Here is a 14,983-nt window from a genome sequence, read left to right on the forward strand (position 1 = left end):
TTATTTCTTTAAAAAAAAGACAAAACCTTTTTATTCTATTCTATTTTATAAATTAAAGCCACATAATGGCTAAATTATTCTTTAAGTTTGTATACCAAATATTACATTTACAAATGCACTTAACACCTAAAGAAATAGAAAAACTACTCTTATATACAGCAGGAGAAGTTGCACAAAAAAGAAAGAATAGAGGATTAAAACTGAATTACCCAGAAGCCATTGCATTAATAAGTGCCGACCTTTTAGAAGCTGTACGCGATGGTAAAACAGTAGCCGAATTGATGCAATACGGAACCACAATACTGTCTAAAGAAGATGTTATGGAAGGCGTTGCAGAAATGATACATGATATACAAATTGAAGCAACATTTCCTGATGGCACAAAATTAGTAACTGTTCATGCCCCTATAAAATGATACCAGGCGAATACATTTTAAAACAAGAAAATATTCAAGCTAACACCAACAAAAAGACTGTTACACTTGAAGTCACTAATAAAGGAGATAGACCCATTCAAATAGGTTCTCATTTTCATTTTTTTGAAGTTAATAAGGAAATGGATTTTGACAGACCTAAAACACTAGGTATGCGATTAAATATTCCCTCTGGAACTGCTGTTCGATTTGAACCTGGAGAAGAAAAGGAAGTTGAATTAGTCGAAATCGGCGGGAACAAAATCATTTATGGCTTTAATAATTTAGTAGATGGCAAAATTGGTTCTGAAGTATCTGAAAATATTCTTATCAATTTAAACAAATTTCTCAAATCTTAATTATAACATGGTATGAGCATAGAAATAAACAGAATAAAATATGCCAACATGTTTGGACCTACTGTTGGCGACAAAATAAGATTGGCAGATACTGAATTATTTATAGAAATTGAAAAAGATTTTGCTATTTACGGCGAAGAAGCCAAATTTGGAGGAGGCAAAACCATTAGAGATGGCATGGCGCAATCTGCAAGAGCAACACGAAACGAAGGCGTTCTGGATTTTGTTATAACAAGTGCTATTATTATTGACCATTGGGGCATTGTAAAAGGAGACATTGGTATTAAAGACGGTAGAATTGTAGCTGTTGGCAAAGCTGGAAATCCAGACACCATGGATGGTATTAGTGAAAACATGATTATTGGCGCATCTACCGAAGTACATTCTGGCGCAGGCTTAATAGCTACCGCTGGTGGTATTGACGCCCACATACATTTTATCTGTCCGCAACAAATAGATCACGCTTTATATAGTGGCATCACCACAATGATAGGTGGCGGAACTGGACCTGCAGATGGTACAAACGCTACCACAGTAACACCAGGTGCTTGGAATATTCAAAAAATGCTTGAAAGTGCAGAAGCGTTCCCAATGAATTTAGGTTTTTTTGGAAAAGGAAACTGTTCCTCCTTAGCACCTTTAGAAGAACAGGTAGAAGCAGGTGTGCTAGGATTAAAAATACATGAAGACTGGGGTGCTACCCCCGCAACAATTGATGCATCATTAAAAATAGCAGACAAATTTGATATTCAAGTAGCAATTCATACTGATACACTAAACGAAAGTGGTTTTTTAGAAGATACCGTAAATGCTATTGATGGTAGAGTAATTCACACTTTCCACACAGAAGGTGCAGGTGGTGGACATGCTCCAGATATTATCAAAGCAGCCATGTATACGAATGTACTTCCTTCTAGCACCAATCCTACTCGACCATTCACCGTTAACACAATTGACGAACATTTAGACATGCTAATGGTATGTCATCATTTAGACAAGTCTGTTCCAGAAGATGTTTCTTTTGCAGACTCAAGAATTCGACCAGAAACTATTGCTGCCGAAGATATTTTACACGACATGGGCATTTTTAGCATGATGAGCAGCGACTCCCAAGCCATGGGTCGGGTGAGTGAAGTTATTACCAGAACTTGGCAAACAGCCCATAAAATGAAAGTACAACGAGGCTTTTTACCCGAAGACAAAGCAAATAAAAATGACAACTTTAGAGCTAAACGTTACGTTGCTAAATACACGATTAATCCAGCAATCTCTCATGGAATTTCAAAACATGTAGGATCATTAGAACCTGGAAAATTGGCCGATTTAGTACTTTGGAAACCAGCTATGTTTGGCGTTAAACCAGAATTAATAATTAAAGGCGGTATGATTATCGCTGGACGTATGGGAGACCCGAATGCATCCATACCAACACCACAGCCAGTAATTTACAGACCTATGTTTGGTGCTTATGGTAAAGCGCTTCAGAAAACCTGTGCTACGTTTGTTTCTAAAATTTCAATTGAAAACAAAACCATTGAAAAATACGGGTTAAAAAAAATGATTTTTCCAGTTGAAAATTGCCGATCAATCAGTAAAAAAGACCTAATTCATAACGACAAAACACCCAATATTGAAGTTAACCCAGAAAATTATCAAGTAAAAGTAGATGGCAAACATATTACTTGCGAACCTTTGAAAGAATTACCAATGGCTCAGAGATATTTTTTATTTTAAAAATTATGATTATTTCAGAAAAACCTAAGCAAATTAACCCTCAGTATAGTAGAAAAACTATTATACAGATTGATTTTGATTGGTTTGAAACAAATAAACGCATCCAGCACAAAACTGCTAAAGACGGACAAACGTTTCGTTTAAAATTCTTAAAAGAAAACCCGAATTTAAAAGAAGGTGAATTGTTATACGAAAACGAAGACAAAGTTTATTGTATTCATATTCTACCATGCGATTGCTTGGTGATTAACCCAAAATCTAATTTTGAAACCGCTTCCATATGTTACGAAATTGGCAACAAACACCTTCCTTTATTTTATGAAGACGATACTTTACTTGTTCCTTTTGAAAAACCACTTTTCAATCAACTAAAAGCCATGGGTTTTGATGTTTTTAAAGCTAAAAAAAGCTTATTAACACCTTTAAAAACGACGGTAACTCCACATGGAGAAAGTAAAAGTTTATTTTCTAAAATAATGGATTTAACAGAAAGATAATGACACAGGCATTACTACACTTGTTGCATATTTGCGATCCGATGTTGCCCATTGGTGGTTTTTCCCATTCTTATGGATTGGAAACCTACACGCAACAAGAAATCATAAAATCGCCAGAACAAGTTCTAAACTTCTTAAGAGACATGCTAACTCATACTGTTTTACCCAACGACGCCTCTTTTATAAGTCTTACATACGATGCCTGCGAAACCAATAATTGGTCGGAGATTATAGCCTTAGATGCGCTTTGCCATGCTTCAAAATTACCTATGGAAATTAGAAAAGCAAGTCAGAAATTAGGGATCCGTCTAACAAAAATTTTCGCGCCATTAATCTCATCAGAATTAACAAACAAAACCCAGGCAGCAATAAAGAGTAAAGAATTATTTGGACACTATTCCATTTTATACGGTGTTTTTGCTCATCAATTAAACATAAAAAAAGAAGATGCTATTCAAGGATATTTTTATAATACCGCTATTGGTTTTATTACCAATGCCGTAAAATTAATTCCCTTAAGCCAAGATACTGGGCAACAATTAATATATAAACTTTTACCGTTAATAGCAGAATTATCAAAAAAAGCATTACATCCAGATTTAGACAAATTAGGTATTAGCTCTGTAGGATTAGACATTCGATCTATGGAACATGAAAAGCTTTATTCAAGATTATACATGTCTTAAAAAATAAAAATGACAAGAAATTATATTAAAATAGGAATTGCAGGTCCCGTCGGTTCAGGGAAAACAGCATTAATCGAGCGTTTAACAAGTAAACTATCATCAAAATACTCTTTAGCCGTTATTACAAACGATATATATACTCAAGAAGACGCCGAATTTTTAACCAAAAATAGTTTGTTACCCAAAGAACGTATTATTGGCGTAGAAACTGGTGGTTGCCCACATACTGCTATTCGAGAAGATGCTAGCATGAATTTAGAAGCTGTTGAAGAATTGGCTGAGCGATTTCCAGAAGTTGAAATCATCTTTATAGAAAGTGGTGGAGACAACCTTTCGGCAACCTTTAGTCCAGATTTAGCCGATGTTACTATGTTTGTTATTGATGTTGCCGAAGGCGATAAAATCCCAAGAAAAGGCGGTCCAGGTATTACGCGTAGCGACTTATTGGTGATTAACAAAATTGACCTTGCTCCATATGTGAATGCCAACCTTGACGTTATGGAACGTGATTCGAAAAAAATGAGACAAGGAAAACCTTTTATTTTTACCAATTTAATGAAAGACGAAGGTTTGCACAGCATTATTGGTTGGATAAAAAAATATGCCTTAATGGAAGATAAAGATGAACCTAATTTAATTAGATGATATCAAAAGTTCATATTGAAACTCATGAAAAAAATGGTGTAACCAAATTAAAATCAGCATTTTTTACAACGCCTTTTAAAGTAGTCGATATTAGAGAGGATAAAAAAAACACGCTTTTAGAGCTAATATTAATGAGCGCTTCTCCAGGGATTTTAGACGAGGATGAGCTTTATTTTGATTATCTACTCCATAAAAACAGCAAGTTAGAATTGACTTCGCAATCATTTCAGCGCTTATTTACCATGAAAAAAAGAGCCATACAAACTACCAACGTTACGCTTAAAGAGAATGCATCGCTCTTTTATTTGCCACAACCTTGTGTACCTCATAAAGCCTCTAATTTTAAAAGCACAAACCATATTTATTTAGAAAAAAACACCACACTAATTTGGGGTGAGATTTTAACCTGTGGTAGAAAAATTAAAAATGAAATCTTCGAGTTTACTAACTACCAAAATATTACTAAAGTTTACAAAGAGAACAAATTAATATTGTTTGAAAATTTATATTTAAACCCTACGGAATCTAACCCGATGCACCTTGGTCAATTCGAAGGCTACACACATCAATTAAGTTTAATATTTTTAAACGATTCGTCTAATATTGATACACTTAAAACAAAAATTTATAATTATTTAGAAACCAAAGATTGCTTGTTTGGTGCTTCTGAAACACCCACAAATGGAATTATAGTGAAAATTCTTCATTTTAAAGCCGAAAAACTAATGCAGTGGATGAAGGCTTTAACAAACATAATTAAGGATGACAGATTTTAATTTAATTTGCCTTACTATTGTTTCTATAAGCGCCATGCACACCTTTAGCGGCCCCGACCACTACTTACCTTTTATTGTTTTATCCCGTTCTAAAAAATGGCGTTTATCAAAAACCATATTCTGGACTTGCTTATGTGGTTTTGCCCATGTATTAAGTTCTGTAGTTTTAGGCATTTTAGGCATTTTTCTTGGTGTAACTGTTTCTAAAATATTTCATATTGAAACTATAAGAGGTGGATTTGCCGCATGGTTACTATTAATTTTTGGGGTGGTGTATATTTTTTATGCCTTTTATAAATTAAGAAAAAACAAAATTCATAAACATTTTAATGTTTCGGAAGAAGGTGATATTTATGTTTTTGAACACCAACACGGACAAAGTGTTTTACCTAAAAAAAACTATAAAGTAACGCCTTGGGTTATGTTTTTTATTTTTGCACTGGGTCCAAGCGAACCCTTAATTCCTTTAATTATTTACCCATACATTAATTATTCTTTTATTGAAATTGGCATCTTAATTACGCTGTATACATTTACAACTGTTTTTATGATGTTGTCTTTAGTTTTATTGGGTTTTTACGGATCAAAACTTATTAATTACCAGGGTTTTGAAAAGCATATTGACCTAATAAGTGGCTTAGCTATTACTATTTGTGGTATTGGCATGGTTTTTTTAGAATGGTAATTACTTTCTTTAAATTATAAAGCTGAGTTCCTTTTATACTTAACTATAAATACAGGGAATTTAGAATACTTCACCTTAAAAGTTAGAAGAATGAAATCACCTTTATTAAATATTTTAAGGTTATTTTTTTATTCTATGTAATTGAACTCTCTTTAAAAAGGTGCGTAATTCGGTACGTAAAAAACATTACTCGGTCGAGGCTCGAGAGTGAGCCTAGAATTTAGTATGAATGGAGCTACTAAAATATCGTATCCTGCGTTTCTGAGGTAAATAACTCTAAAAACTTCATTCCTCTATAAGAATTTCCTTTTTCGTTGAGTTTTGGGCTCCAAATGGCAACACTGTAGTTTTCTGGTAAAATGGCAGCTATTCCACCACCTACACCACTTTTTCCAGGCAAACCTACTTTATATGCAAACTCACCTGCCTCGTCATAAAAACCACAAAGGTTCATAATGGCATTTATACGCTTTGTTCCCGATTCTGGTAAGATTCTTTTATCAGTTGTAGCTTGGATTCCTTTATTTGACAGATAACCAAAGGCTATTGAAAGTTCAACACAATTCATCTTTATAGAACATAAATGAAAATAAAGCTCAATGACAGTATCCACGTCATTTTCTATATTACCAAAGGACTTTAAATAGTTAATTAGAGCATAATTTCTGAAACCTGTTTCCTTTTCTGATGTAGCAATTTTTGGACAATACGCGATCGTTTTGCTGTTGGCAATACTTCTTATAAACTCTAGTAATTCTCTTTTTGGATTTTTAAGAGCACTACATAGAATATCGCATATCACTATTGCGCCAGAATTTATTAATGGATTTCGTGGAATACCATTTTCGGTTTCTAATTGAGACAAAGAATTAAAAGCAGCACCAGAAGGCTCTACTCCTACACGTCTAAAAATTTGTTCCCCAAGAATACTATAAGCAAGACTCAAGGATAGTACTTTAGCTATACTTTGTATCGAAAAAGACGTTTTAAAGTCTCCATAAGCAAATTGTTTGCCTTCAGTTGTTCTTAAGCAAACACCAAACTTATTGACATCTATTGTAGAAAGTTCGGGAATATACGAGGCTACATCCCCTTTATTATCTCCCTTAACAACATTGTAGATTTCTTCTATAATACTTTGACAATCTTCCATGTAAAATTATATAAGTCCTCCAAACAAAGTATGACAACCAATAAATGCGATCACCGATAAAACAATGCCGATTAAAAAAACATTAAACGATTTACGAAGTAATTTAAACTTGCGGTTAATAGTTTTTCCTAAATGATATGTGTCTTTAGCTATGGTTCTATATAACTCATCACCTTCATTCATTAAGCTTGTAATATTACTAACGTATTCACTTTCTTCCATATCTTGAAAATTGCCATAAAACATTAAATTTTTAGCCTCACTTTTTCCATGAACGAGTTCTGGACGTGTGGCGAAAATAGCAAAAGTAATAGACGCTAAATTGGTAAGCAACATCATTACAACGGGATAAATAAGGTGTGGATCTGAGCTTAATTGACTCATTACAGTTCCCAGTATTAATGATAAAATTAAGGCATTAATAGAAATTAGAATATTAGACTTTGTGTCTATCATTGTATTTAGAGTATACTGATTTTTGGATAGTAATCTAAATAGCGTTTCTACGCCACGTTCAGACCTTGGAGCTACTTTAAGTAATTTCTTTTTTAATTTTTTAAGTGCTTCTTTATCAATATTCAACTCCTCCATTAAATATTTGTCTTCTGCTTTTTCTTTTAATTTATTACTCATAATAATGTCTTATATATTATATGCTGTGAAGATTCTTCTAATGAACCATTTACAACATAATTGTTTTTTTGGTTAAAATCTATAACCCTAGACTTTACATGATCTTTTAATTGCAAGTCTAATAGTTCTTTCAGTTTTAGATGAATTTCTTGATCTAAAACTGGTGTTATAACTTCTATTCTATGATCTAAATTACGAGTCATCCAATCTGCTGAACCAAGATACATTTTTTCTTTTCCATTATTTCCAAAAATATAGACTCTTCCGTGTTCTAAAAACCTATCTACTATACTAGTTACATATATGTTCTCACTTTGACCTTCAATTCCAGGAACCAAACAACAAATACCACGTATAAGCAATCTAATTTTCACGCCTGCATTACTTGCTTTGTAAAGTAAATTTATCATTTTAATATCTTGAAGGCTATTTAATTTTAAAATGATATAAGCTTCCTTCCCTGCTACCGCATTTTCAATTTCCAACTCTATTAATTCTGTAAATTTACTTCGCGTTGTAAATGGGGATACTAAAAGTTTTTTAGATTTTGGAATTATAATGTGTCGTTCTAATACTTGAAATACTTGAGAGAGTTCATCAGTAATTTTAGACTGTGCCGTCATCAATCCAAAATCTGTATAAATTCTTGCCGTTTTTTCATTAAAATTCCCCGTACTTATATAAGCATAAGCTCTTGTATGTTTTTTTTCAATGCGCTCTATATATAAAATTTTAGAATGTACTTTTATTCCAGGATAACTATAAGCCACATTGGCGCCATTTTCTTCTAAAACTTTGCCCCATTTTATATTGTTTTCTTCATCAAAACGTGCTTTAGTTTCAATAAACACAAATACGTCCTTTCCGTTTTTAACAGCATTTAAAAGTGCGTTTGCAACTAGTGAATCTTTCGAAATCCTATATAATGTTATTTTTATTTTAGTAACATTACTATCGTTCGACGCTTCTTCTAACAATTGTATTACAGGACGGTAGGATTGATAAGGAAAATAGAGCAACCTGTCTTTATCTTTAATAGCTTTAAATATATTTGGATAGCCAGTAAATTCTTTATCTGGTATTGGAGATAAATTTGAAAAAGATAAATTTTTAGAAGTTGGGTTTGGGAAACCAAATAAATCTTTAAAGTTATGGTAAGCACCACCATTCATAACATCTGTTTCATTAATATCCAAAACTTGGTTTAATTTTAATTGCAGTTTATTTGGTATTAACTCATCAATTAAAGCTCTTGTAACCTGACCACTAATTCTATTAGGTAAGGCCTTTTTAATTTTGTCTAATAAATTACCAGAATATTCATTATCTATATATAATTCTGCATCTCTTGAGATTTTTATACTATAAAAATCAAGTTTATAAAACGTTTTTAGGTTGTGTTTTAAAATATCGTCAACAAATGTGATATAGTGTTTACCATCTAAAGAAGGAAATGCTACAAATCGCGGTGTATCTTCATTAATTTTCACCCAAATAAGTGAATCGTCTTTCATTTGAGTAACTAGATACAATGCTTCATTTTCTATAAAAGGCATATTTTTACTAATGCCCAAATGTTGCAATGGTTCAAGTTCTTTTTTATAATATTTTTCACTAAAATCCTGTTGCTCTTCATTAAACTCTTTATAGGATAACAGATTAATACCTTCATGTTGCAATGCTGGAATAATTTCGGTAAAAAAGATGCGTCCAAACTCTTTTTGCTGTAAATCAACTTGTTTCTTAATTTCTCGTAATAATTTATTTGGCTTTGTTATTAATCGCTTCCGAAGTGGTTTATCTAACTGTTTTATTTTTCTAATGTCCGAAACACGAACTTTAAAAAATTCATCTAAATTAGAAGAAAAAATGGCTAAAAATTTAATGCGTTCATATAACGGGTTTCTTTCATCTGTAGCTTCTTGAAGTACACGATGATTAAATCTTAACCATGATAAATCTCTATTATAATATTCCTTTGTGTTTAACATTCTTCTTAAATCTTAAATCGAATTCCTGTTCTTAAATACAGTGAATTTGCGTTATCTAGTTCTACTATATTATCCTTATTTTTATTTCTTAAATTGACTGAATTACTCAAAATATATGAAGTCCTCGCATAAAATTGAATGTTTTTAGTGATATGAAATTCATACTGTAATCCGCTTAATATTAAAGACATATTAATGCTTTCTGCTAGCATGGAATTATCTACAAAAACGCCACGTTGTAGGTTCGCAGTAAAACCATCAAGCTCTGCATATAATTTAAACCTATGTAAGCTAGAAGCGTGATACTGCAAATTCATTTTTGGAATTCCAACATTATAAGACCATTTGGGGTGAAACTTTCTATAATAACTAATAAAAGGCAATGGGAAAGGAAACCCACGATTTCCAGAGTAAGAAGCGCCTATAATAAGTCGCCATGGTTTTTTAACATCTGGACGCTTTTTTTTATCTTTTATAAATACGACGACTCCAGACAGTATCATGTCTTCAAAGGACAGGTTATTTGCTTTTAAATTGGTGCTAAATCCAGGTGTTAACCGCATTCCTAAGCGCCAATTATTTTTTAATGATTTCGTATAACCTATATTAAAATCGAGTGATTGAAAATCGCTAAGTGCTTCTTTGTTAAAAGGAAGATCATTACGATCCATTCTTAAATGAAAATTACTATAATCTAACCCTAAAAATAAAAACTCTTTTTCTTTTTTTAGTTTAATAGGAAAGTTAAATAAAGCGCGGTTTCTGGTATATTCTATATCAGACCCATTTTCTGGAATTATTGTAAAATCCACTTTAGCCAAATCATCCAACTGTGCAAAACTGGAGTTTGCAATACATACTGCAATTATAAAGTATAGATCCTTTAAGTTCTTCATTTTTCTTCTTGTATCCAATGCTTATTTATATAATTTTTTCACAACTTTACCTATACTTAAACCTTGTACAATAATCGAAAACAGGACAACAGGATATGTTATATGAAGGATTAATTCTCCAGAAAGCACTTTGTTCAAGCTTAAGGCTAATGCAATGGAAATACCACCACGTAAGCCGCCCCAAGTTAAAATAGCAATGGTTTTAATTGGTTTACTTTCTTCGTGTTTTAATAATGAATATGGTAAAAACACAGAAATAAATCGTGCTAGTAGCACAATTAAAATGGCAAGAACACCTAACAAAATATAACTTGAATTAAAATTTAATAAGTGAATGGCAAGTCCTATAAGGACAAATAAAATGCCATTAAAAACATCATCTAAAATTTCCCAAAAAGAATTGATGGCTTTTTGTACAGGGTTTTCATCTTTATTAATGTGTACTTTATTTCCAATTAATAAGCCTGCAACAACCATCGCTAATGGTGCCGATATATGTAACATAAATGCGCCTGCTGTTCCACCCATAACTACAGCAAGGCTTATCATTACTGCTAATTGTGGGTTCTCTTTTAATGACTGAATACATTTTAATCCTAGAAATCCAATGGCTAACCCATAGAGTAATCCGCCTATAGCTTCTTCTAAAAATAACATGCCTATTTCTGCTCCAATCTCTGCGGTACTATGTTCTCCTGTTGCAGTTGCAATTAATAAAACTCCTGAAAAAACAACAACTCCTATCCCATCGTTAAATAAGGATTCTCCTTCTATTTTAATACCTAAGCTTTCAGCAATATTTGCTTCTTTTAAAATGGCCATCACAGCAATTGGATCTGTTGGTGATATTAAAGCACCAAATAAAAGCGCATGTAGAAAGGGTAATTCTAAATCAATCAATTGTGCTGCAAAAAAGACTAAGCCACCAACCAAAAATGTAGATATAAGAACACCTAAGGTCGCAAATAATAGAATTGACTTCTTCTCTTTTGCTAGTGCTGCCAGATTAACGTGCAATGCACCTGCAAAAAGTAGAAAACTTAAAATACCATCTAGTAATAGTGTTTTAAAATCGGCGTTAATTATAATATTACAAAAGAAGGTGTAAAACTCTGGGAATACTGTCTTACTTAGTGTAATAGGAATAATCAAGATTAAACTTAAAATCATTAAACCAATGGTGGTTGGTAATTTTAACCACTTATAATTGACATAATTAAAAAGAGCCGCAATGGTAAATATAATACTGAAAGATTCGAACATTTATTTAGATTTTACGTTAATATACTTGCCTACAAATACACCAATAACAATGGCTAGATAAAATTGACCTATAATATTCATAACAAGTGTTAATGATTGTGCTGAAGCAGTTATTGGAGTAATATCTCCATAACCAACAGTAGTAATACTTATAAAACTGAAATAATAGAAACTATAGCCAGAAAAACCATCGATGAGTTGAAAAGAATTTGAATCGAAGTAATGAATAGCTTCAAAAAGAATGCCTCCAATAATCCCTAAATAAAGGAATCCCAATAAAGGGCCTAAAATAAACTGGAGGTTAACTTTTTTTATTTTTAATAACTGTCTAATAAGAATGATACAAAAACAAGCAAATAGTAAAAAAGAAAGCAGTAATCTGCAAATTAAGATTGATTTAGAGTCGTTGTTAGAATATTCTAACCAAATAGCCAATAACGTTAAAACTCCTATAATATATGTAATAAGTTTTGCTCTTTTTCTCGAAGCAATTATTGCACTACTTAAAATAACTAAGGTATAATTTATAACTATAATATAAGCAGGATTAGAACTACTTAGGGCTATATGAATTGGAGTCAATAAAAAATTAAAAGTAGCTACAAGCGCTATCAAATACTTGTATTTAGTAACTTTTTTCCAATGATTTATTGATTTTAAGTCCATCTATTTTGAAAAATTGGCTTCAAGAGTTAGTACTTTTCCTTTTCTCAAAACGTCAATAAGTACCTGGTCACCAACTTTGAGACCTTCAATCTGTTTTTTAATAGTACCCAAATCATGAGGCGCATTACAGCTTGATCCTTGAATGCTTAATATAATGTCGCCTCCTAACCATAATTTTTGACCCAATATTTCTGCTTGAATAACACCAGGCTTTATACCTATTTTATCGGCAAATGAATTGGGAGTTACACGCTGTATTAAAACTCCAGATTTTTGGGGTGTATTAAAAACCCCTGCTAATCCTTCACTTAAAAAAACACCGTCAAACCCTGTCCAAAAACTGTTTACATCAAACAAAACTTTTTTTGTGGTATCTATATCTACTGCAAACCCTAAACCTTCAAATCCACCACTATTCGATAAAATAAAACTCACGATACCAATAAGTTCTCCATGCATATTAAACATGGGGCCTCCAGAATTCCCTTGGTTTATAGAAGCATCTGTTTGTAAAAAACCTGCCATTTCACCATTAGAAATAACATTTTTTTTCATCTTACGACTTATATATCCCACAGACAATGAGTGTTCAAGTCCCAGGGGTGCGCCAATAATAAGTATCTGCTCCCCAATTTTTGAATTACTGGAACTTCCCATTTTTGCAGGTTTTAAACTTATTGGTACTGTCCTTAATTTAAGAAGTGCTACGTCTGCAACCGTAGAACTTGATAATACATCTGCTGTGAATGTTGCTCCACTTTGGAGTTTTACTGAAACTTCATTTGCAGATTCGACAACGTGAGCTGCTGTAAGAATAAATCCTTCTTTATTAATGATAACACCAGATCCTAAACCGCCAGAAGTTGTTAATTTTTGGTTTTTCACCTTATATTCTATAACCTCTATGGTTACAACTGATGGATCAAGTTGTTTAAATAAAGTCGACATGTCTTGTGCATTAAGAACTGTAGTAACACACAACAACAATAAATATCCTATATTTTTAATTTTATTTATCATAATTCTTATATGCTTGCTTTACAGCATCGGCAACCTTTGAAGCAATTTCTTTGTTTAAACTTTTTGGTATAATATGTTCTCTGTCTGGCTGCATCACACAATCTGCAATAGCATAAGCCGCCGCAATTTTCATTTTAGGTGTTATACGTTTTGCCCTGCAATCTAGTGCGCCTCTAAAAATACCAGGAAAAGCTAATACATTGTTTACTTGATTAGGGTAATCGCTACGTCCAGTTGCAATAATTGCGGCACCTCCTTTTAAGGCTTCTTCCGGCATTATTTCAGGATTAGGGTTTGCTAATGCAAAAATAACGGGGTTTTCAGCCATCGTTTCAATATCTTCTGCCGTTAAAACATTAGCAACACTTACACCAATAAAGACATCTGCGCCTTTAATAGCATCCTTAAGAGTTCCTTCAACATTTTCTGGATTCGAATAGTTAAGTAATTCAATTTTAACAGGGTTTAAATTAGTTCTGTTTTTATGAATAATACCCTTACTATCGCATACTAATACTTGCTTTACAGGAATACAAACATTAGGGTCTATACTTATACAACGCAATAAACGCGATATCGCGATTCCCGCTGCACCAGCACCATTAATAATTATTTTTAAATCTGAAAGATCTTTACCTAATACTTTACAACTATTCAAAATTCCAGCTAGAGCAACAATTGCAGTTCCGTGTTGGTCGTCATGAAATACAGGAATTCCAATATCTTGTAAAGCTGTTTCAACTTCAAAACTACGAGGCGCCGAAATATCTTCTAAATTTATACCTCCAAATACTGGTGCAATCATCTTTACCGTTTCAATAATTTCTGAAGCAACGGTCGTATTTAAACAAATAGGAAATGCATTAACATTTGCAAATTTCTTAAATAGCATGGCTTTTCCCTCCATAACAGGAATAGCCGCCTCTGGACCAATATTTCCCAGACCTAACACTGCTGTTCCATCTGAAACCACAGCGATTGTATTACCTTTTATAGTAAGGTCGTGGGCTAGAGTAACGTCGTCGGCAATTGCCAAACAAGGTGCGGCAACTCCCGGCGAATATACCCGAGAAAGGTCGTCTGTAGTATGTACCTCTATCTTAGATACTACTTCAATTTTTCCCTTATGTTTTTTATGAAGTTCTAGGGATTCTTTATTAAAATCGTGCTTAGCCATTATGCATTCATTTTAGCCCAAGCTGTATCTGCTAAAGCTCTTAATTCTTCTGGTTTTTTAACCCATTGCCTTTTAGCATCAATGATTCCGAAAAGCATTCTAGTGAAAAAGTATAATTTCCCATCACGAACTTCCCAACTTTTAGGATTTGGATTAACTTCTTTGTCTTCAGACATCGCTATGGCGCAAAAGCCACCATATTCTGGTGCATAATCTTCAGGAGATTTTTCAAACTCTTCTTTGTCTTCTAGTGAAGCAAAAAGATACTTTGCATCATTGTAAGTTGAAGCATACACTTCGTTTCCTTTTTTAGGACTTCCGTTGAAAAAGGATACGACATCATATCCTTGTGCCGCTATTCCGTTTTTTAAATTTTGTTTCATCAGGTT

The 14,983-nt window shown here is 32.8% G+C and carries 17 protein-coding genes; 8 read left to right on the forward strand and 9 right to left on the reverse strand.

Annotated elements, in window-relative coordinates:
- The first annotated feature begins 113 nt into the window (after window positions 1–113).
- The 8 genes from ureA to Q4Q40_RS05490 are packed head-to-tail and all read left to right on the forward strand — an operon-like array spanning window position 114 to window position 5,795.
- Complete coding sequence (gene ureA / locus Q4Q40_RS05455; protein WP_303301424.1) at window positions 114–416, forward strand: urease subunit gamma; 303 nt, start codon at window positions 114–116, stop codon at window positions 414–416.
- Complete coding sequence (gene ureB / locus Q4Q40_RS05460; protein WP_303300731.1) at window positions 413–772, forward strand: urease subunit beta; 360 nt, start codon at window positions 413–415, stop codon at window positions 770–772. Before ureA ends, ureB begins: the two co-directional genes overlap by 4 nt.
- Window positions 773–784: 12 nt before the next feature.
- A complete protein-coding gene (gene ureC, locus Q4Q40_RS05465) occupies window positions 785–2,506 on the forward strand; it encodes an urease subunit alpha (RefSeq protein WP_303300732.1) in 1,722 nt (573 codons plus the stop codon).
- Window positions 2,507–2,511: 5 nt separating this feature from the next.
- Entirely contained in the window at window positions 2,512–3,003 is a 492-nt protein-coding gene (locus Q4Q40_RS05470) for an urease accessory protein UreE (protein ID WP_303300733.1), read from the forward strand.
- Window positions 3,003–3,689: an urease accessory protein UreF gene (locus Q4Q40_RS05475; protein WP_303300734.1), complete on the forward strand. Its 687-nt coding sequence runs from the start codon at window positions 3,003–3,005 to the stop codon at window positions 3,687–3,689. The genes Q4Q40_RS05470 and Q4Q40_RS05475 overlap by 1 nt, the downstream gene beginning before the upstream one ends.
- 9 nt (window positions 3,690–3,698) lie before the next feature.
- A complete protein-coding gene (gene ureG, locus Q4Q40_RS05480; RefSeq protein WP_303300735.1) occupies window positions 3,699–4,334 on the forward strand; it encodes an urease accessory protein UreG in 636 nt (211 codons plus the stop codon).
- Entirely contained in the window at window positions 4,331–5,110 is a 780-nt protein-coding gene (locus tag Q4Q40_RS05485) for an urease accessory protein UreD (protein WP_303300736.1), read from the forward strand. Before ureG ends, Q4Q40_RS05485 begins: the two co-directional genes overlap by 4 nt.
- On the forward strand, window positions 5,097–5,795 hold the full coding sequence (locus tag Q4Q40_RS05490) for a hypothetical protein (RefSeq protein WP_303300737.1): 699 nt from the start codon (window positions 5,097–5,099) through the stop codon (window positions 5,793–5,795). Before Q4Q40_RS05485 ends, Q4Q40_RS05490 begins: the two co-directional genes overlap by 14 nt.
- A 238-nt stretch (window positions 5,796–6,033) precedes the next feature.
- On the opposite strand, the gene Q4Q40_RS05495 is transcribed toward Q4Q40_RS05490, so the two are convergent.
- From Q4Q40_RS05495 to Q4Q40_RS05535, 9 genes are read right to left on the reverse strand one after another with little or no spacing between them, the layout of a single operon-like run.
- On the reverse strand, window positions 6,034–6,948 hold the full coding sequence (locus Q4Q40_RS05495; protein WP_303300738.1) for a glutaminase: 915 nt from the start codon (window positions 6,946–6,948) through the stop codon (window positions 6,034–6,036).
- A gap of 6 nt (window positions 6,949–6,954) precedes the next feature.
- On the reverse strand, window positions 6,955–7,581 hold the full coding sequence (locus Q4Q40_RS05500) for a Pycsar system effector family protein (protein WP_303300739.1): 627 nt from the start codon (window positions 7,579–7,581) through the stop codon (window positions 6,955–6,957).
- Window positions 7,578–9,572 (reverse strand): polyphosphate kinase 1, encoded by a 1,995-nt coding sequence (ppk1, locus tag Q4Q40_RS05505; protein WP_303300740.1) that lies wholly within the window; start codon window positions 9,570–9,572, stop codon window positions 7,578–7,580. The genes Q4Q40_RS05500 and ppk1 overlap by 4 nt, the downstream gene beginning before the upstream one ends.
- A 5-nt stretch (window positions 9,573–9,577) precedes the next feature.
- Complete coding sequence (locus Q4Q40_RS05510) at window positions 9,578–10,468, reverse strand: DUF6268 family outer membrane beta-barrel protein (RefSeq protein WP_303300741.1); 891 nt, start codon at window positions 10,466–10,468, stop codon at window positions 9,578–9,580.
- 21 nt (window positions 10,469–10,489) lie between these two features.
- Complete coding sequence (locus tag Q4Q40_RS05515; protein ID WP_303300742.1) at window positions 10,490–11,731, reverse strand: cation:proton antiporter; 1,242 nt, start codon at window positions 11,729–11,731, stop codon at window positions 10,490–10,492.
- Window positions 11,732–12,397: a potassium channel family protein gene (locus Q4Q40_RS05520; RefSeq protein ID WP_303300743.1), complete on the reverse strand. Its 666-nt coding sequence runs from the start codon at window positions 12,395–12,397 to the stop codon at window positions 11,732–11,734.
- Entirely contained in the window at window positions 12,398–13,417 is a 1,020-nt protein-coding gene (locus Q4Q40_RS05525; protein ID WP_303300744.1) for a S1C family serine protease, read from the reverse strand.
- Complete coding sequence (locus Q4Q40_RS05530) at window positions 13,407–14,594, reverse strand: NAD(P)-dependent malic enzyme (protein ID WP_303300745.1); 1,188 nt, start codon at window positions 14,592–14,594, stop codon at window positions 13,407–13,409. Before Q4Q40_RS05530 ends, Q4Q40_RS05525 begins: the two co-directional genes overlap by 11 nt.
- Window positions 14,594–14,977, reverse strand: a complete 384-nt coding sequence (locus Q4Q40_RS05535) for a YHS domain-containing (seleno)protein (protein WP_303300747.1) — start codon at window positions 14,975–14,977, stop codon at window positions 14,594–14,596. The genes Q4Q40_RS05530 and Q4Q40_RS05535 overlap by 1 nt, the downstream gene beginning before the upstream one ends.
- Window positions 14,978–14,983: the final 6 nt, after the last annotated feature.

Source organism: Flavivirga jejuensis, from assembly GCF_030540765.1.
GTDB classification, from domain to species: domain Bacteria; phylum Bacteroidota; class Bacteroidia; order Flavobacteriales; family Flavobacteriaceae; genus Flavivirga; species Flavivirga jejuensis.

What these genes read in the sequence shown, in the direction of transcription:
- Q4Q40_RS05525 (WP_303300744.1), bottom strand. Translation starts at nt 13,417, where the DNA reads ATGATAAATAAAATTAAAAATATAGGATATTTATTGTTGTTGTGTGTT.
- Q4Q40_RS05520 (WP_303300743.1), bottom strand. Translation starts at nt 12,397, where the DNA reads ATGGACTTAAAATCAATAAATCATTGGAAAAAAGTTACTAAATACAAG.
- Q4Q40_RS05495 (WP_303300738.1), bottom strand. Translation starts at nt 6,948, where the DNA reads ATGGAAGATTGTCAAAGTATTATAGAAGAAATCTACAATGTTGTTAAG.
- Q4Q40_RS05510 (WP_303300741.1), bottom strand. Translation starts at nt 10,468, where the DNA reads ATGAAGAACTTAAAGGATCTATACTTTATAATTGCAGTATGTATTGCA.
- Q4Q40_RS05475 (WP_303300734.1), top strand. Translation starts at nt 3,003, where the DNA reads ATGACACAGGCATTACTACACTTGTTGCATATTTGCGATCCGATGTTG.
- Q4Q40_RS05490 (WP_303300737.1), top strand. Translation starts at nt 5,097, where the DNA reads ATGACAGATTTTAATTTAATTTGCCTTACTATTGTTTCTATAAGCGCC.
- Q4Q40_RS05500 (WP_303300739.1), bottom strand. Translation starts at nt 7,581, where the DNA reads ATGAGTAATAAATTAAAAGAAAAAGCAGAAGACAAATATTTAATGGAG.
- Q4Q40_RS05485 (WP_303300736.1), top strand. Translation starts at nt 4,331, where the DNA reads ATGATATCAAAAGTTCATATTGAAACTCATGAAAAAAATGGTGTAACC.
- ureG (WP_303300735.1), top strand. Translation starts at nt 3,699, where the DNA reads ATGACAAGAAATTATATTAAAATAGGAATTGCAGGTCCCGTCGGTTCA.
- ureB (WP_303300731.1), top strand. Translation starts at nt 413, where the DNA reads ATGATACCAGGCGAATACATTTTAAAACAAGAAAATATTCAAGCTAAC.
- Q4Q40_RS05530 (WP_303300745.1), bottom strand. Translation starts at nt 14,594, where the DNA reads ATGGCTAAGCACGATTTTAATAAAGAATCCCTAGAACTTCATAAAAAA.
- Q4Q40_RS05470 (WP_303300733.1), top strand. Translation starts at nt 2,512, where the DNA reads ATGATTATTTCAGAAAAACCTAAGCAAATTAACCCTCAGTATAGTAGA.
- ureC (WP_303300732.1), top strand. Translation starts at nt 785, where the DNA reads ATGAGCATAGAAATAAACAGAATAAAATATGCCAACATGTTTGGACCT.
- ppk1 (WP_303300740.1), bottom strand. Translation starts at nt 9,572, where the DNA reads ATGTTAAACACAAAGGAATATTATAATAGAGATTTATCATGGTTAAGA.
- ureA (WP_303301424.1), top strand. Translation starts at nt 114, where the DNA reads ATGCACTTAACACCTAAAGAAATAGAAAAACTACTCTTATATACAGCA.
- Q4Q40_RS05515 (WP_303300742.1), bottom strand. Translation starts at nt 11,731, where the DNA reads ATGTTCGAATCTTTCAGTATTATATTTACCATTGCGGCTCTTTTTAAT.
- Q4Q40_RS05535 (WP_303300747.1), bottom strand. Translation starts at nt 14,977, where the DNA reads ATGAAACAAAATTTAAAAAACGGAATAGCGGCACAAGGATATGATGTC.